The following is a 17,079-nucleotide window of genomic DNA, read 5'->3' on the forward strand; positions in this document are numbered from 1 at the left end:
TGCAAATGGTCTTAATTATTATTACAGTAGTAATTTATTTATTGGCGACAAAGTTATATAAAAAATTTACGTTTCCATTCATGTTACCGGTGTTAACAGTTACTACAATTATGATTTGTTTATTTTTGATTTTTGGTATTTCTCATCATGAGTATAGGGAAAATGGGGGAGACATTCTTACAGGGCTATTGAGTCCTGCAATCGTAGCGTTAGCGATACCACTATTTAAAGAGCGAAAGATACTGATGAAAAACTTTTTATCGATACTAATCGGCGTAGTGACAGGTATACTGGCTTTAACGACTATGAATGTAGTGATTGGTGGAATGTTAAATATAGATAAGGAACTTATACTAACCACCCTACCACAATTAGCAACGATGCCTATTGCTATTTCAATAGCGGAGCAAATTGGTGGCATTCCATCTATGACTGCTAGTTTTGTAGTTGTTGCGGGAATAACAGGTGCTGTGATCGGACCAACAGTACTTAAGTTTTTCCGTATAACAAGTACGATTGGAAAAGGAGTGGGAATGGGCTGCGCATCACATATTATCGGTGTGAGCCGTCTTGTGAAAGAAGGAGAGAAAGAAGCGACAATCGGTTCGGTGACTATGATTGTAACAGGAATACTCATCAGTATATTTATACCATATGGAACGAAATTTATATTTTAAATTGTAATGGAGATGATGAAAGTGACAACATGGTTTATAGTTACATTATTTGTTTTTGGAGCTATTAAAGTATTAGTTTCTAGTATGCCGACTTCTGTTGTAGAATCAATTATTAGTAAATTTGAATTGCATCAAAAACTTGAGGAAGAGAATACCTCTATATCGATAGATGGAAAAAATATAGAGGGAGAAACGAAACTACAAGTTATTCATGAATTTAATGAAGCTTTATTTTTAGATAAACATTATTTTCCACCGCGCGGAGAAGGAATACCAATCGTCATCGATACGAAAAAAGGGAATAAAGAGATTAGATTTTCTCTATACAGCTATGAGGAACACGTTGACGTAATAAAGCAATATAAGAAGAAAGTCGTTGCCTATCGTTTACGATCTAAAAGCCTTCAAACCCGTGCACCATTAGCAATAACTAAAGATTATGCTTAAGAAGAGATCTATAATGATCTCTTTATTTTTTTATGCAATGATATACTTTCCAAATAAAAAAAAGAATATCATATAGCCAAATAAAGAATATGTATGATTCCAATCTACACTATGAGTAAAGAAACCTAATCTTTCAGCAATCTGTTCAAAAATGCTAGCACAAATACCTATTGTAAGAATAAATAGAATCCTAGAAAATACAGATAGTTTTTTTGAAATGTGTATGAAAATTGTTGTTAAAATCGGTAGTACAAACAAAGTAAAGCCTATGTTAACTGAAAATATGGATGAGAATGGTCTAACCGGAAAGGAATATATTTGTTTCGCAACAAAGAAAGCATCTAAGCAAGTGCCGATAATAGAAGAGAGTAAGATTGTAACGACTAATGCGAAAAGGTTATTCTTCTTCTCGAAGGAGAACATTTTTCTTTGCAAGAATGGCCAGTTCAATCTTTTCGAGTGTTTTACAGTAGTCTTCTGTGATTTGTCCATGTATCCTTTCCTCCTTATCAGTTAAATAATGTATGACTTGCCAGTCGTTAAACCAATCTTCATATTCTGCTTCTTCATGTTTCATATTTTTCCATGCATACATAAGTGCAGGGCTATATATACGGTAGGCATCACTTTTTAATTGGCATTTCTTTATTCTTCGTTTATAAAACTCTCTTGAAAAGGATTCATTTACGCTTGAAAATAAATGTGGCCAATAATCTTTTCGTGATCCAGTGTGTGGATGAGTGTCAGCCCATTGTAGTATACGAGCTAAAACATGCTCATCATGAAATAATAGTGCATATAATCTTTTTCCGAGCAAAATTCGTTCGTGTAAGGAAGTGAAGTGTTTCATTGTATCACCAATTAATTTTGTTTTCTGTATAGGCTTTTCTTCGCAGAAAGGGAAGAGGATATGATTAAATTGAAAGAAATCAAAAAGTTTGAATCCAATACTATTTAGTACATTTTTTTTGAAGTGTTTATTTTGAATTACTCTTTTTTCTAAGTAGTTTTGTTCATTAATAATAGTGGAAATAGCTAATATTTGTTTGTTTCCAGTTTTCCAAAAAAAGTTCCACATCGTTTCCATAAATGTTGACACATTGAGATGAGGGAGGAGATAAAAAAGATTTTTGGATTTTTTTACACTCTGTTCATATAACAAAAATTGTGGATACACATCTTGAAAGATAAGCCAATTCCCCCGTTCTAAAAAAGAAAAGAAAGTAAATTGATCTTTCTCAGATAACAACTTCGTATATAAATCCCCCTTTAAATCTGTCATGTTCCAACCGCCGTTACGCGAAACCATATGTCCAAGTAATGCCCAATGTATTTCAGGATACCTTTTGTAAAATTGATAGTAAGCGCGAGTTCTTGTCACATTATTTTGATTTAATAATTTTGTTCTTTCTTTAATTGTATGTATTAATATTTCTTCTTCTTTCGAAAAGGGGTAAAGAAAGTTATTTGCGTTGGTGCATTTTTGTTTTAGCTCATTTTTTATTGAGAAGAGGGATAGGGGAATGTTTTTGTAAAGTTTATGATTTGGATTGTCGTGCTGCATGTAATTCCCTCCAATTCAAGTCTGTTATCATAAATGTATTAGTAACTACTTACATAAATGATATGTGAAGGAAATGAAAAGTTGCAAAGCACAAAAAAAGAAAGAGGAGACGGGCTCTTCTTCCTATGTCTTGTATGTATTTGCGCTAATGGTTATAACGAACACCTTTTTTGAGAAGAGTAGAAAATGAATCAGCATGAATAGGTTTGCTGTAGTAGTAGCCTTGAATCAATTGACAATTATTTTTTTGAAGGAAACTCACGTGTTCTTTCGTTTCTACACCTTCAGCGATAACTGACATTCCTAATGTATTTGCTAATGTGATGATCGTTTTAATAATTTCCATTCCATCATCACATGTTTCAGACATTGTAATAAATTCTCTCGGGATTTTTAACGTATCGATTGGATATAAAGGTAAATAGGCTAGCGAAGAATAACCAGTACCAAAGTCGTCAATTGAAATGTGAACGCCTAAACTCTTTAGTGTACGCAGTTTTATTAATGTTTCTCGCTCATCCATCATTGCAATTCGTTCTGTTAATTCAAGATCAAGAGAACTTGCTGGTAAACCTGTATTTGTTAATGTAGCAGAAATAGACTTTACAAAATCTTCTTGTTCAAATTCTTTAGCAGATAAATTTACACCTATTTTCAAATGTGAATATCCGCTTGTGTGCCAACGTTTCATTTGCTCACAAGCTTGTTGTAGTGTCCATTTTCCTATTGGAATGATTTGTAGCGTTTCTTCTGCAATCGGAATAAACTCGTATGGAGAAATAACACCTAATTCAGGATGATTCCACCTAATTAAAGCTTCAGCACCGATAATTTTGTTAGACTTGCTATCAACTTGAGGTTGATATAAAAGGAACAATTCTTCATTTTGAATTGCATTTGGTAAATCTTTTTCTAATCGCAATCGTCTTTCAATTTTTTTTGCAATTACATCATCATAAATAGAGACAGAATTAAGTTCTTTTGCTTTCGCATCATACATTGCAACATTAGCGTTTTTCAGAAGTGTAGCGGTATCGATTCCTGAATGTGGATAAATAGCGATGCCGATACTTAGTGATAAAGTTAATGTATGTTCATATATGACAAACGATTTTTCCATGCATTCAAATAACTGGTTGCATAACTCGAATAAGGAATCTTCGTCAGTATAGTTTTCAATTAAGATTGTAAATTCATCGCCACCGATTCTTGATAGATGAGTATGTGATGGAAGACATGATTGGAATCGCTTCGCTACTTCTTCTAATATGTGATCTCCTGCCGAATGTCCAAGTGTATCGTTAATTGCTTTAAAGCGATCTAAGTCCAAATATAATAATGCAAACTCGCTTTCTGTCGTTTTAGCATTTTTTATAATTCTTTTTAATTTCTTATGGAAAAAGGCACGGTTCCCAATTTTCGTTACAGTATCATGGAATGCTAAATATTTTATTTCTTCTTGCTGTTTTTTTAGCGCAGTAATATCTTTCATCATAATATAGCTTCCTGAAATTTGCCCGTCTATCATAATAGGGACGATGGTAACGTATAAAGAATAAGTAAATCCATCTTTATATTGAGAACTAAGTTGTAAGGATGCTGATTCTTGTTGTTTCACTTTTTCTAATGCAGATGCTAGTTTATATTTGTCTTCATCTAAAATAATCGAAAAACAAGTTTCACCAAGTAACTCATCCGTTGGTGCACCGAGTAGTATACTTCCAGCTTTATTTACATTTAAGAATACGCCATTTAAATCAATTGTAAAAATAGGGTCAGGATGATATTCATATAATGATTTGAATTTTTGTTGCTTTTGAGATAGAGCCTCAGATTTATGAACTAAATCTGAAGTCCGTAAAGTAACCTTTTCTTCTAGTTGAGCATTAAATGCCTGTAAACGTTTAGTTAGGGAATTGTTTTGCATACGTACAATAGAATGACGAATGAGTACGAAAATAAAAGTAATACAATTTCCCGTAATGAGAGTGGAAGATGATGTTTGTTCCTTTAATGTAAACCCGATTAGTATTGCAACAGCAAGATAGGGAAATACAACTAAAGCCTTTTTTCCTATTATAGGGTTTACAATGAAATAATTTTTATGACTATTACGATCTTCTGAAATAGATCCAGCTATTGCAATAAGTAATATAGGTATTCTATATAAAAGACGTAATAATGTTATCGCTTCAGTTGATAAATGGTTATTTAAGTAAAAATAAATATAGTTAAAAGTTGCAGAACTTATTAATACAAAAATAAAGATATAAATTTTCCGTTTAGAATTAAAAATTGTTGGACGGAAAAAGAGACTAACACCTAGTAGAAGGAATAATAAATCTGCAATTGGATATAGAAATGAAAGAAAAACATCTCCTAGTGAAAGAGAGAATATATTTAAATTTGGTTGATTAAATAAATACCACTCTAATGTGAATATGGAAGTAAGTACTATGCATATATCACAAATAAAGAATGCTTTTTCCCATTTATCGCATTCTTTTAGGATTTTATAGCAGAAAGCGATAAGACAGAAGAGTAGAAAAAGCATATAAAACACATCAGAAATAGTAAAACGATGTATTGGAATTTTGAAGAAGCTATCTTGATATGTATATACTATTTTTCCTAATAAAAAACTACCAATTGCTATCGTGATACATATCCAAAACGGATTTGAACTAACTTTTTTAGAATATATAGAATAAATGAGTGATACAAATGTAATGGCTTCAACAATAAGTGAAGCGAAGTGTACATCCGAATTTGAAAAATGAGTGGGGAATAGATAGAAAAACATAAAATAGATTGAATAACACATTAATGTTCCAATTAATATACATAGTTGTAAATTTTTATTTAATTTCAATAAAATCACCTTCTTTAATTATGCACTATATTCGTAATATCTATACATAATAATATTATTTAAGAATTGTATCAGATTTCCTTATAAAAATCATGTTTATAAGGAAGTTTTGAAAAGTAAAATTGCTCTAAAAAATGAAAAATATTGCATTTGATAGTATATACTGCATAAAGATTTTAAATAGAAATTGTATATTTAGTCATCTTTTGAATTGTAAAGGTTTTTTAGTGATTTGAAAGTAGAGATGCAAAATTGCATATAAAATGATAAAGGCTTTTTTGAATTTTAATTTTTGACTGATAGAGGTTATTTTAAGTAAGGCCTTTGTATGTATTTATTCTTATACTAATGAGTGATTTCAAAAATGTGTTACGTATGTACAATAATACGTAATCATGTATGAAATTTTTAGTATGGGAGGAAAATCATGAAAAATTTGGTGAAGTTTCGAATCGCACGTCCGACGAATAAGTTTGAAGAGGTTATAGCATTCTATGAAAAAGGATTAGGCTTAAAACGTATAGGTGAATTTTACGATCATGAAGGTTATGATGGGGTCATGTTTGGGCTCCCAGATGAAGAGTATCATTTAGAATTTACAAAACATATTGATGGGAGTCCTTGTCCAGCTCCGACAAAAGATAATTTACTTGTATTTTATATGAGTGAAGATAGTGAAATGAAGAAGGTGAGTAAAAGGCTGCATGCATTGGGATACGATGAGGTGGAACCAGAAAATCCATATTGGAAAGATAAGGGGATAACGATTGAGGACCCAGATGGTTGGAGAATTGTGTTGATGAAAATAGAAGAACAAGGTTTCAAATTATGATAGGGTAAAATTAAATTAGCTTCCTTCTATGTAATAAGAATAGGAGGAAGCTTTTTGGTTTTTGTAAACTGAAAATTCATATTTGACAATTAATTAAAGAGGGATGTACATTGAGAACATGTATTCTTATAAGTTTGCTAGTGTTTCTATTCAAAAGAAATGTATAAATAGGGAGGACTTTTTATGTTATTTCGAATTAAAGATGCAGAAATATACTATGAAATCGTTGGAGAAGGAAAACCAGTCATTATCATACATGGCTGTGCGCCCGATCATAGGTTAATGATGAAATGTATGGAATCAGTATTTCAAAAAGATGATGGTTATAAGCGAATATATATTGATTTACCTGGAATGGGAAAGTCGAACGCTCCAGATTGGATAAATAGTTCAGATCATATATTAGAAGTGTTAACTATGTTTATTGAAGAAATCATTCCAAAGAAAGATTTTTTACTAGTAGGAGAGTCTTTCGGCGGATATTTAGCTAGAGGGATACTTTCAAAAATGTTTGAGAGAGTCAATGGACTATTATTAATATGTCCTGTGATTGTTGCGATGCAAAAAGAAAGACGTTTACCGGATAAACAGATAATTGTACAAGATAAGGAGTTTTTAAATACGTTAACTTCTACCGAAAGAGAAGAATTTAGCGAGTTAGCAGTAATAGCAAATGAATATACATATAAGCGATTTCAAGAGGAAATTAAGCCGGGGTTAAATGTTGCTAATTATGAGTTTATTGAAAGGTTGCAAAAAAATTACTCTCTTACTATAGATTTTCACCGTAAGAAATATGAGAAACCTGTTCTGTTATTAGCCGGAAGACAAGATATATCGGTAGGTTATCAAGATATTATAGAAATTATTGATGATTACCCAAGAGCGACATTAGCGGTGTTAGATATGGCAGGGCATAATTTGCAAATTGAACAGCCTGAATTATTTGAGAGTTTAGTAGGAGAATGGATTAGACGAACAAATCAGTAAAGTTTATAAAAAACAAATGAATATTTTCAAGGAGGAAGTATGAATACATATATTTATATGGTTAGGCACGGCGAATCACCAAAATTAGAAGAGGGTGAAAGAACACGTGGTTTAACCGAAAAGGGAAGTTTAGACGCTCATAGAGTAACAAATATATTAAAAACAGAGGGAATCGATACTTTCATTTCAAGTCCATATAAGAGAGCTGTATTAACGATAGAAAAAACAGCCGATTTCTATGAAAAAGAAATAATAATATATGAAAATCTTAAAGAATGTATGTTTTCCAGTGGCGATCAAGTTATATCAGATAAAGAAGTGTATCCACTTGTAAAGAAGATGTTCTCTAATCCGGACTTTGCACGAACGGAAGGAGAGTCATATACGGATTGCCAGAGAAGAGTAGTGAAAGTATTAAAAGAAATCTTAATGGATTTTCAAGGACAAAAAATTGTAATTGGTACACATGGACTTGTCATGACACTCATGATGAATTATTTTGATAAGCAATATGGTTTCGAATTTTTAATGAATACGTCAAAACCAGATATATATAAGATGGAATTTAATGAAGAACAATCAATGAATGTAGAGAGAGTATGGAAAGCGGAATAAAGTTGGTTGTATGGATTTTGTTGTAAAAGTTACTTTTATAGCAAAATCTTTTTTATTTCAATAGAAAGTATTTTTATCAACTATTTTTAGAATGTTAAATCAATAAGTAATTATTCGGTTTCTGAATAATATAATTGAAAGTTGGTTTAAGTAAACAATTTTAAATGTGACAAAACTCCAAACGTTGGATTTATATTCAATAGGAGAAAAAGATGTAGAATTTTGTCTTACTGTCCTCGTTTACTTTTTATTTCATTACATATAGGCTTTGTGGTGTAAGGGAGGACATCACCTTTACGCAAAATCTATAAGGAGGTCATTGTAATGAAACAAATTAAAAAGTTTGCGGGAGTTGCTTTAGCGGGGACGATTGGATTAAGTGGACTACTGTTTTTAGAACCAAGTGTAAGCGCTGCGGAATTACAACAAGTGAAAGAGGAGAATTTCAATGCAATTGATGTATCGATGAACCTAAATGAATTATATGTATTAAGTGGCAGAAGCATTGATGTTCTTTCTGGAGATAAAGAAGCAATTCAGCTAAACAAATACACAATTCGTTTTAGTAAACCAGGGAAGTATGTGATTAAAGTAAATGGCTGTATTTATGACGATGTATATACTTTTATTGTGAATGAGTAGCATATATTCTTAAATTGTGAGATGAAAAAGAAACACCTTATTTGCGGTGAGAATCGTAAATAGGGTGTTTGATTTGTATTAAGTTGTAATTTAAATATGCTCACTAACTTTATCTTTGTTTTGTAAAGTATGTAAAAGTGTTTGAAACACCTTAAATGATTGCTGAAAGATGGGACTTTGAATAAAAGTGTATAGAAAAGTTACGATAAAAACAGGACCACCGAGCATAAATCCAATAACTAGTACAATGCATTCTACAATGATTCGAGCACGGCTAATAGATAGACCTGTTTTGTCGGAAATAGTAAGCATGAATCCATCACGAGGTCCAGCACCAATTCCAGCCGCAACATACATACCTCCACCGATACCTGTAATGGCAATACCAGAAAATAAAATGAGTAAGTTTATCCATAAATAATCACTAGCGTTTGGAAGAATATTTGATTGTAAGAAAAAGTCCATAATGGGACCGATAAGTAGTGCATTTAAAAATGTTCCCACATTTATATATTTTCGATCTACTAGTAAAGAAATGAGAACGAGACATAACCCACATATGACACTCCACGTACCAATCGTCCATCCAAACCTTTGGTAGAGAGCCATATTTAAAACTTCCCAAGGATGTAAACCGAGAAATTTTACTTTGACTGCAAGAGCATTTCCAAGCCCAAAGAAAATTAACCCTAAGAAAAAAAGAAAATAGCGAAAGAGGGCTAGCTTCATCTTTCATACCTCCCATATTTATAATTATGTATGTTACATGTTAAAGTTTAAATATACAAATATTATATCTTTTCAAATTTATTGTAAATCATTAAAAATGTGGATGGAATATAGATCTTTACAGTCAAAAAAGTTAAAATATTTCGTCTCAAGGATTATAATAGAGAAAGAAATATAAAAGGGAGTGAACGAGTTTGAAACAAGAACTTATTGAAAGATTTACGAGATATGTAAAAATTGATACGCAATCAAATGAAGAAAGTCATACAGTGCCAACAACACCTGGACAAATTGAATTTGGTAAGTTATTAGTGGAAGAGCTAAAAGAAATTGGGTTAACAGAAGTAACAATGGATGATAACGGGTATGTAATGGCAACACTTCCAGCTAATACGGATAAGGATGTTCCTGTAATCGGTTTTTTAGCACATTTAGATACAGCAACAGATTTTACAGGGAAAAATGTAAAACCACAAATTCATGAAAACTTTGACGGGAACGCAATTACGTTAAATGAAGAGCTAAATGTTGTGTTAACACCAGAACAATTCCCAGAGTTACCATCTTATAAAGGCCATACGATTATTACAACTGATGGTACGACACTTCTTGGAGCAGATGATAAAGCCGGTCTTACAGAAATTATGGTTGCAATGAATTATTTAATACATAATCCGCAAATTAAACATGGGAAAATTAGAGTTGCGTTTACGCCGGATGAAGAAATTGGCCGCGGCCCAGCGCATTTTGATGTAGAAGCGTTTGGCGCTTCATTTGCTTATACGATGGATGGAGGTCCATTAGGTGGTTTAGAGTATGAAAGCTTTAATGCTGCAGGTGCTAAGTTAACGTTTAACGGAACGAATACACATCCTGGAACAGCGAAAAATAAAATGCGTAACGCAACTAAACTTGCTATGGAGTTTAATAGCTATTTACCAGTAGAAGAGGCACCAGAATATACAGAGGGTTATGAAGGATTCTATCATTTACTTTCTTTAAATGGTGATGTTGAGCAAAGTAAAGCGTATTATATTATTCGAGATTTTGATCGTGAAAATTTTGAAGCGCGTAAACATAACGTTGAAAATATTGTGAAGCAAATGCAAGAGAAGTATGGACGAGATGCAGTCGTTTTAGAAATGAATGATCAATACTATAACATGCTTGAAAAGATTGAACCAGTGAGAGAAATTGTTGATATTGCATATGAGGCAATGAAAAGTTTAAATATCGAACCAAATATTCATCCGATTCGCGGTGGAACAGATGGATCACAATTATCGTATATGGGATTACCAACCCCAAACATTTTCACAGGTGGTGAAAACTATCACGGTAAATTTGAGTATGTTTCGGTAGATGTTATGGAAAAAGCTGTTCAAGTTATTATAGAAATTGCAAGACGATTTGAAGAACAAGCTTAAAAAAGAACCAAGTAGTGCAAAAACGCTACTTGGTTTTTTAGTATAATACTCGCCACAAATAAAAAGTTGCGTAAGACTCCCAGTTGATCCAATTTGCCGCAAAATCTTTTATTTCCTGTTTAGTCGGTTTACTTTTAGAACCTGTTATATATTTAATTGCATTGTGCAAACCAACATCGTCAATTGGAAAAGCGGAAGGGAATCGTAAACAGCGCATTAAAACATAGTGAGCAGTCCACGGACCTATACCATGTATAGCAGTTAATTGTTTTTCAGCAATCTTTACATCTTGTGTTTGTAGTAAAGATTCTTTTGATAGTTTTCCTTCTGTAATAAGCTTTGCAATACCGATTAAATATTCACACTTACTAGTGGTCATTTTTAAGTTTTTGAGATCCTCTACGTGTAAATTGGCAATTGTTTCAGGAGAAGGGAATATCCAATGCTTTCTATCGTTCCATTCTACATAACTTCCAAATGTCTCGACTAATCTTCTTTTTAGTGTATAAGCATATGTGAGGTTAATTTGTTGCCCGATAATTCCCCAGGAAAGTGCCTCAAATAAGTCTGGAATACCTAAAGTACGAAGGCCATAATATTGTTCAATTGGTCTTTGAAGGAGTACATCATGTTTAGCTAATGTATAAAAGGGAGCTAAATCAGTAGTTAAATCAAACCATTCAGTTACATAGTTAGCTACAGCATCGTGTATCGGTTTTGCAGAGATATAGGCTTCTCCTAAAAAACGTATTTGAATAGTATCATCCGCATTCATACTAATTTCAACTAAAGGATTTACATCGTGAACAGGGATAACTTTATAAATTTTGTTATCTTCAATGTGGAACATACATTCATTGTTAGAACGGGATAGATAGCGTAAATTTTCTTGAAAACTAAATTCTGTTGGAACTGTTAAAGTTAATGCGTTACTATATTCGGCTGTCATATGAATTCCACCTGTAATTTTTCTAATGCAAGCAATTCTTTCTTCATTTCTAATCCCCCTCTAAAACCAGTTAGTTTACCATTCTTTCCAATAACACGGTGGCAAGGAATCGTAATGAGAATTGGGTTGGCAGCAATAGCAGACGCAACGGCACGTACCGCTGTAGGTTTTTGAATTCTATCTGCAATTTCTGTATAAGAATATGTTTTTCCATAAGGAATTTCACGTACCGTATTCCAAACAGATAATTGAAATGCAGTTCCGTAAGCATCGATAGGGGATGTAAAGGTTTCTCTCTTGTTTTCTAAATACTCGATAATTTCTTTTGTATATACTTGTAAGTAATCTGGACTATGGATCAATATATGTTGAGGCAATTTTTTTCTAGCCCATATATTTACTTCTTCAAAGGTTTCGTTTTGTGATCCAATGAAACATAGTCCAGTTTCAGTTGCAGCAATATGAAACTTCCAATTTGCATGTGTAAGTAGCGTCCAATATATATAATTATTTTTGTAAGAATTCATTATTGTATCCCTCTTTCATTTCATTCTTTTTTCGATATTCAGTAGGGGTAAATCCAGTTTTCTTTTTAAATAAAGTTGCGAAATATTCTGGGTTTTCTATCCCGACGGCAGTACTAATTTCTTTAATGGGTTGATTTGTGTGTAAAAGGTGTTCTGCTGCTTTAACAATTCTGAACTGCTGTATATATTCTATCGGACTTATTCCTATCATTTTTTTGAAAGTGCGTTGTAAATGAAAGGGGCTACCATGGCACATTTCCGCAAGTATGTCTAGAGTTAATAATTCATCAAAGTGTTTTTCGATATACTCTTTAATTTGTTCTACCCACTCTTCATTAGGTAAAGTGAGCCCATTTGGTTTACAACGTTTGCACGGGCGAAAGTTTTCACTTAATGCTTGCTCTGCATGATGAAAAATTCGTACATTGTTTTTATTCGGTATTCTTGATTTGCATGACGGTCGGCAAAAAACCCCGGTTGATTTCACGGCATAAAAGAATTTGCTATCATAGGAAGAATCATTATGAATAATTGCTTGCCAATGCTCATTTGTTAACGTAACTCTTTCATTGTGCAAAGAACATCACCTCTGAAATTAGTATAACCTGAATAAAGTGTGTATGTATGTATTCATAAATGTAAGAGCAAGATTACAAAGGTGAAAATATGATTGTTTTTCTATTTTGTGATAGCATGAAATTTGGAAAGAAACATCAAGAGGAGGACTATAAGTGAAGTTCATTTCGTGGAATGTAAATGGTTTACGTGCAGTTATCGCAAAAGGTGGATTTTTAGAATATCTAGAGGAATCAAATGCTGATATATTTTGTTTACAAGAGATTAAATTACAAGAGGGGCAAATTGATTTAAATGTAGAGGGATATTATACATACTGGAATTATGCTGTGAAAAAAGGATATTCAGGGACGGCTATTTTTTCGAAAAAAGAACCGCTTTCAGTTACTTATGGTTTAGGCATTGAAGAGCATGATCAAGAAGGACGAGTTATTACTTTAGAGTTCGAAGATTTTTACATCATTACGTTATATACACCAAATTCAAAACGAGGATTAGAACGATTAGATTACAGAATGAAATGGGAAGATGATTTCCGGGTGTATATTAAACGATTAGATGAGAAAAAACCAGTTATTTTTTGCGGAGACTTAAACGTTGCTCATAAAGAAATTGATTTGAAAAATCCGAAAAGTAATCGTAAAAACCCTGGATTCTCTGATGAGGAACGAGAGAAGTTTACATGTATTTTAGAAGAAGGATTTATTGATACGTATCGTTATCTATATCCTAATCAGGAAGGCGCATATTCGTGGTGGTCGTATCGAATGGGAGCGAGAGCAAAAAATATTGGATGGCGTTTAGATTATTTTGTTGTTTCCGAGAGAATGAAAGACCAAATAACAGCGGCGAAAATTAATAGTGAAGTAATGGGATCAGACCATTGCCCAGTTGAATTACATATAAATTTCTAAAAAAAGAAGTATCTACCTAACATTAGGCGGATACTTCTTTTTTAATTCAGTTTGTTAAAATTTTTCAAATCTTTCTTGAAATAATTGCATATTAAATATATACTTAGTAACGATAATCATTATCAATGAAAAAGATTATCAACGGGTGAGGTATAAAAGAATTATAGCTTAGGGGAAGTGAACGAGAATGAGTTCTGGATAGAATTATTAATCTAATAAAATATATATGTAGGACAAGTTTCATATAGTTAAATTTTATTGAGAATATAGTTTGGAAATTCGAGAGGAGCTATTTAAAGATGAAGAAGAAGTTATTTACATTAGGTATGGTAACAGTTTTAAGTGTAGGACTAGCAGCATGTAATAGTGCGGATAAAACTTCAGGAGAAAAAACTCAACAGACAAAGGCTAGTGAGACGAAAAAAGACGAAAAACGAAAAAATACATATTTAGGTAAAGAATATACAGTGCCAGCAAAAGTAGATAAAATTGCAACAGCTAGTTTAGAGTCAATGGAAGATGCAGCAGTACTTGGAATTAAACCAGTTGGTGCGATTACGGTTGGTGGCAAATTACCAAAGTATCTGGAGAAAGATTTAGAAGGTGCGAAATCTGTTGGTGAGAAAATGCAACCAAATTTCGAAACATTACTTCAATTAAAACCAGACGTTATTACATCTAGTACGAAATTCCCAGCAGAAACAGCTGAAAAGTTTACGAAAGTAGCTCCTACATTCCCAGTATCACATGTTTCAACAAATTGGGAGGATAACTTAAAGTTAATGGGAGAATTAACTGGTAAAAAAGATAAAGCAGAAAAAATTATTAAAGATTACAATGCGGACGCTGAAAAAGCAAAAGCAAAACTAGGAGATAAGTTAAAAGACAAAAAAGTCCTTGTAATCAGACTAAGAGCAAACGAATTATTCCTATACCCAGAAGGAGTATACTTTAACCCTGTAATTTATAAAGATCTTGGATTAACTGTTCCAGAACAATTGAAAACTGTAAAAGCACAAGAGAAAATTTCATTTGAAAAACTTGCTGAACTAAACCCAGATTATATTTTCTTACAATATGAAACAACTGAAAATAAAAACCCGAAAGTACTAGAAGAAATTGAAAGTAATCCAATTTGGCAAAGTATGAATGCTGCGAAAGAAAAGAAAGTATTTGTAAACGTTGTTGATCCAATGGCACAAGGTGGTACTGCTTGGAGTAAAACAGCGTTCTTAAAAGAAGCAGTGAAAAATTTATCTAAATAATACAATAAGTAAGGTGCGTTGAATGATATGCAGAAAACAAATGCAGTACCAGTAACTATATTATGTATAGCACCCATACTCATCTTATTTACAGTTATACTTTCTATTTTGTATGGGGCGAAAAGTATTGATGCTGAAACGGTGTGGAACGCGTTATTTCATTTTGATTCAAGTGATGTAAATCATAATATTATTATTACTTCACGTTTACCAAGGGTAGTTGCAGCTCTTTTAGTTGGAGCATTTCTAGCCATATCAGGAGCACTTATGCAGGGGATGACAAGAAACTATCTTGCATCCCCTTCTATTATGGGTGTGACGGATGGGGCAGCTTTTGTTATTACACTTTGTATGATTTTTCTTCCGGGAATGTCATCGATTGGTATGGTTGTATGTTCAATGATTGGTTCTGCATTAGGAGCCGGTATCGTATTTGGTTTTGGTTCGCTCCTTCAAAATGGTTTATCGCCAGTTCGGTTAGCGATTATTGGGACAGTTATTGGAACATTTTTAAGCAGTGTGTCTGCTGCAATGGCTTCATACTTCCAAATTTCTCAAAATGTTAGTTTTTGGTTTAATGCAAAATTAGACCAAGTAGACCCTAATATCATTAAAATTACGATACCGTTTGGGATAATTGGAATAATTTTAGCACTGTTAATATCAAAATCTATTACGATTCTCTCTTTAGGCGAAGAAGTTTCTATTAATTTAGGGCAACGTACAAAACTAGTTAAAGCGATGGCAATTTTATCAGTTATCTTTTTAACAGGAACGGCAGTTGCTTTAGTGGGGAAAGTTGGTTTTGTAGGTTTAATTATTCCGCATATTACTCGCTTTATAATTGGGGTAGATTATAAGTGGATTTTGCCATGTGCAGGCGTTATTGGTGGCGTTTTTCTAGCGTTATGTGATGTTTTAAGTAGATTTGTAAACTATCCATTTGAAACACCGATTGGAGTCGTTACCTCCTTAATTGGAATTCCTTTCTTCCTTTATTTAATCCGTACAAGAGGAGGAGAGAGACATGCTTAAAAGTTCAAGTCAACGTTTTGGAATGACGATGGGGATTATTATATTTTTAATACTATGTGCTATTTATATTAGTTTAACGAATGGTACGTTTGACATTACGATTACAGATGTATGTAAAACACTCCTTAGAATAGATCCAGTACCAGACCATGATTTAGTTATTTATGAGTTTCGTCTTCCGCGCATCGTAATTGCTGGGCTAGTAGGATTAGGCCTAGGCGTTGCGGGTGCTGTAATTCAAGGAATTACGAGAAACGGACTGGCAGACCCAGGTATTTTAGGAGTAAATGCGGGAGCAGGAACAGCGATCGTCATCTTTATGTTTTTCTTTCAAGGACAATTAAAGAGCACAGACTGGGTTTCTATTATGATGATGCCAATGTTTGGTTTAGTCGGCGGATTAGGTGCAGCTATCATCATTTATCTGTTTTCTTGGAAAAACGGTAAGTTAGATTCGCAGCGTCTTTTATTAACAGGGATTGCAATTGGATCAGGATTTGGAGCATTTTCTATGTACCTATCACTCAAAATGAAGTCAACTGATTTCGAGATGGCTGCAGTTTGGGTGTCAGGCAGTATATATAGTGCAAACTGGAAGTATATTATTGCAATGTTACCATGGCTTATCATACTAATTCCACTTATACAAAAGAAAGCTTATTTATTAGATTTATTTCAATTGGAAGAAACGAGTATTACAAGTTTAGGTGTTTCAGTAGAAAGAGAGAAATCAATTTTACTACTAAGTAGTATCGGACTTGTAAGCGCATGTGTTGCAGTTTCAGGAAGTATTGGTTTCATCGGATTAATGGCACCGCATATAGCGAAAAGACTTGTCGGTATTCAGCATAAGCATATCATTCCTACGTGCGGCGTAATCGGAATGTTTCTTGTAATTGCTTCAGACTTTATTGCAAAAACAGTTTTCACACCTGTAGAGTTACCAGTTGGAATCGTTATTTCTATTGTCGGTGTACCTTATTTCTTATATTTACTTTATAAGGCGAAAGCGTAAGAG

17 protein-coding genes and 1 pseudogene are annotated in these 17,079 nt (G+C 33.0%); 11 read left to right on the plus strand and 7 right to left on the minus strand.

What is annotated here, in order from left to right; genetic code table 11:
• Positions 1-5: 5 nt before the first annotated feature.
• Complete coding sequence (locus QCI73_RS08945) at positions 6-677, plus strand: LrgB family protein (RefSeq protein ID WP_353822772.1); 672 nt, start codon at positions 6-8, stop codon at positions 675-677.
• A 21-nt stretch (positions 678-698) separates the two neighbouring features.
• Positions 699-1,124 carry a YfmQ family protein gene (locus tag QCI73_RS08950; protein ID WP_327922648.1) on the plus strand — a complete coding sequence of 142 codons (426 nt, stop codon included), beginning with the start codon at positions 699-701 and terminating at the stop codon, positions 1,122-1,124.
• Positions 1,125-1,146: 22 nt separating this feature from the next.
• On the opposite strand, the pseudogene QCI73_RS08955 reads toward QCI73_RS08950, so the two are convergent.
• The 3 genes and pseudogenes from QCI73_RS08955 to QCI73_RS08965 form a co-directional block, all read right to left on the minus strand.
• Positions 1,147-1,616, minus strand: a pseudogene (locus QCI73_RS08955) (CBO0543 family protein).
• The gene (locus tag QCI73_RS08960; protein ID WP_001163389.1) at positions 1,522-2,688 is read right to left on the minus strand and encodes a DUF2515 domain-containing protein; all 1,167 of its coding nucleotides are present in this window, start codon (positions 2,686-2,688) and stop codon (positions 1,522-1,524) included. The pseudogene QCI73_RS08955 and the gene QCI73_RS08960 overlap by 95 nt, the downstream one beginning before the upstream one ends.
• Positions 2,689-2,833: 145 nt before the next feature.
• Positions 2,834-5,560 (minus strand): putative bifunctional diguanylate cyclase/phosphodiesterase, encoded by a 2,727-nt coding sequence (locus tag QCI73_RS08965; protein ID WP_353822773.1) that lies wholly within the window; start codon positions 5,558-5,560, stop codon positions 2,834-2,836.
• A gap of 427 nt (positions 5,561-5,987) precedes the next feature.
• On the opposite strand from QCI73_RS08965, the gene QCI73_RS08970 reads away from it, so the two are divergent.
• The 4 genes from QCI73_RS08970 (at position 5,988) to QCI73_RS08985 (ending at position 8,639) form a co-directional block, all read left to right on the plus strand.
• Positions 5,988-6,392, plus strand: coding sequence for a VOC family protein (locus tag QCI73_RS08970; protein WP_353822774.1), 405 nt, complete (start codon positions 5,988-5,990; stop codon positions 6,390-6,392).
• A gap of 183 nt (positions 6,393-6,575) precedes the next feature.
• Positions 6,576-7,382, plus strand: a complete 807-nt coding sequence (locus QCI73_RS08975; protein ID WP_353822775.1) for an alpha/beta fold hydrolase — start codon at positions 6,576-6,578, stop codon at positions 7,380-7,382.
• Between the two features lie 39 nt (positions 7,383-7,421).
• Positions 7,422-7,997, plus strand: coding sequence for a histidine phosphatase family protein (locus QCI73_RS08980; protein ID WP_353822776.1), 576 nt, complete (start codon positions 7,422-7,424; stop codon positions 7,995-7,997).
• A gap of 324 nt (positions 7,998-8,321) precedes the next feature.
• Positions 8,322-8,639 carry a hypothetical protein gene (locus QCI73_RS08985; protein ID WP_353822777.1) on the plus strand — a complete coding sequence of 106 codons (318 nt, stop codon included), beginning with the start codon at positions 8,322-8,324 and terminating at the stop codon, positions 8,637-8,639.
• Between the two features lie 90 nt (positions 8,640-8,729).
• Here QCI73_RS08985 and QCI73_RS08990 read toward each other — a convergent pair whose 3' ends face one another.
• Positions 8,730-9,368, minus strand: coding sequence for a YczE/YyaS/YitT family protein (locus QCI73_RS08990; RefSeq protein WP_000761595.1), 639 nt, complete (start codon positions 9,366-9,368; stop codon positions 8,730-8,732).
• A gap of 194 nt (positions 9,369-9,562) precedes the next feature.
• On the opposite strand from QCI73_RS08990, the gene pepT reads away from it, so the two are divergent.
• Positions 9,563-10,795, plus strand: a complete 1,233-nt coding sequence (gene pepT / locus QCI73_RS08995) for a peptidase T (RefSeq protein WP_070806727.1) — start codon at positions 9,563-9,565, stop codon at positions 10,793-10,795.
• Positions 10,796-10,832: 37 nt separating this feature from the next.
• Here the strand turns inward: pepT and alkA are convergent, their stop codons facing one another.
• From alkA to adaA, 3 genes are read right to left on the minus strand one after another with little or no spacing between them, the layout of a single operon-like run.
• Positions 10,833-11,744, minus strand: a complete 912-nt coding sequence (gene alkA / locus QCI73_RS09000) for a DNA-3-methyladenine glycosidase II (RefSeq protein ID WP_327922630.1) — start codon at positions 11,742-11,744, stop codon at positions 10,833-10,835.
• Positions 11,741-12,271 (minus strand): methylated-DNA--protein-cysteine S-methyltransferase, encoded by a 531-nt coding sequence (locus QCI73_RS09005; RefSeq protein WP_070806725.1) that lies wholly within the window; start codon positions 12,269-12,271, stop codon positions 11,741-11,743. Before QCI73_RS09005 ends, alkA begins: the two co-directional genes overlap by 4 nt.
• The gene (gene adaA / locus QCI73_RS09010) at positions 12,252-12,848 is read right to left on the minus strand and encodes a bifunctional transcriptional activator/DNA repair enzyme AdaA (RefSeq protein WP_138321281.1); all 597 of its coding nucleotides are present in this window, start codon (positions 12,846-12,848) and stop codon (positions 12,252-12,254) included. The genes QCI73_RS09005 and adaA overlap by 20 nt, the downstream gene beginning before the upstream one ends.
• A 154-nt stretch (positions 12,849-13,002) precedes the next feature.
• Here adaA and QCI73_RS09015 point away from each other — a divergent pair, with 154 nt between their 5' ends.
• The 4 genes from QCI73_RS09015 (at position 13,003) to QCI73_RS09030 (ending at position 17,076) form a co-directional block, all read left to right on the plus strand.
• Positions 13,003-13,761, plus strand: a complete 759-nt coding sequence (locus QCI73_RS09015; RefSeq protein ID WP_327922631.1) for an exodeoxyribonuclease III — start codon at positions 13,003-13,005, stop codon at positions 13,759-13,761.
• Positions 13,762-14,060: 299 nt separating this feature from the next.
• Complete coding sequence (locus tag QCI73_RS09020) at positions 14,061-15,026, plus strand: iron-hydroxamate ABC transporter substrate-binding protein (RefSeq protein WP_353822778.1); 966 nt, start codon at positions 14,061-14,063, stop codon at positions 15,024-15,026.
• Between the two features lie 27 nt (positions 15,027-15,053).
• Positions 15,054-16,061, plus strand: a complete 1,008-nt coding sequence (locus tag QCI73_RS09025) for a FecCD family ABC transporter permease (RefSeq protein WP_001173058.1) — start codon at positions 15,054-15,056, stop codon at positions 16,059-16,061.
• Positions 16,054-17,076 (plus strand): FecCD family ABC transporter permease, encoded by a 1,023-nt coding sequence (locus tag QCI73_RS09030; RefSeq protein WP_070806722.1) that lies wholly within the window; start codon positions 16,054-16,056, stop codon positions 17,074-17,076. The genes QCI73_RS09025 and QCI73_RS09030 overlap by 8 nt, the downstream gene beginning before the upstream one ends.
• Positions 17,077-17,079: the final 3 nt, after the last annotated feature.

This window comes from Bacillus cereus group sp. MG16 (assembly GCF_040459875.1).
Classification (GTDB): Bacteria; Bacillota; Bacilli; order Bacillales; family Bacillaceae_G; genus Bacillus_A; species Bacillus_A paranthracis.

Excerpts from the sequence above, each read along its gene's own strand:
- QCI73_RS08945 (WP_353822772.1), top strand. The coding sequence starts at position 6 with ATGGTCTTAATTATTATTACAGTAGTAATTTATTTATTGGCGACAAAG.
- QCI73_RS08960 (WP_001163389.1), bottom strand. The coding sequence starts at position 2,688 with ATGCAGCACGACAATCCAAATCATAAACTTTACAAAAACATTCCCCTA.
- QCI73_RS08970 (WP_353822774.1), top strand. The coding sequence starts at position 5,988 with ATGAAAAATTTGGTGAAGTTTCGAATCGCACGTCCGACGAATAAGTTT.
- QCI73_RS08975 (WP_353822775.1), top strand. The coding sequence starts at position 6,576 with ATGTTATTTCGAATTAAAGATGCAGAAATATACTATGAAATCGTTGGA.
- QCI73_RS08980 (WP_353822776.1), top strand. The coding sequence starts at position 7,422 with ATGAATACATATATTTATATGGTTAGGCACGGCGAATCACCAAAATTA.
- QCI73_RS08985 (WP_353822777.1), top strand. The coding sequence starts at position 8,322 with ATGAAACAAATTAAAAAGTTTGCGGGAGTTGCTTTAGCGGGGACGATT.
- QCI73_RS08990 (WP_000761595.1), bottom strand. The coding sequence starts at position 9,368 with ATGAAGCTAGCCCTCTTTCGCTATTTTCTTTTTTTCTTAGGGTTAATT.
- alkA (WP_327922630.1), bottom strand. The coding sequence starts at position 11,744 with ATGACAGCCGAATATAGTAACGCATTAACTTTAACAGTTCCAACAGAA.
- QCI73_RS09005 (WP_070806725.1), bottom strand. The coding sequence starts at position 12,271 with ATGAATTCTTACAAAAATAATTATATATATTGGACGCTACTTACACAT.
- QCI73_RS09020 (WP_353822778.1), top strand. The coding sequence starts at position 14,061 with ATGAAGAAGAAGTTATTTACATTAGGTATGGTAACAGTTTTAAGTGTA.
- QCI73_RS09025 (WP_001173058.1), top strand. The coding sequence starts at position 15,054 with ATGCAGAAAACAAATGCAGTACCAGTAACTATATTATGTATAGCACCC.
- QCI73_RS09030 (WP_070806722.1), top strand. The coding sequence starts at position 16,054 with ATGCTTAAAAGTTCAAGTCAACGTTTTGGAATGACGATGGGGATTATT.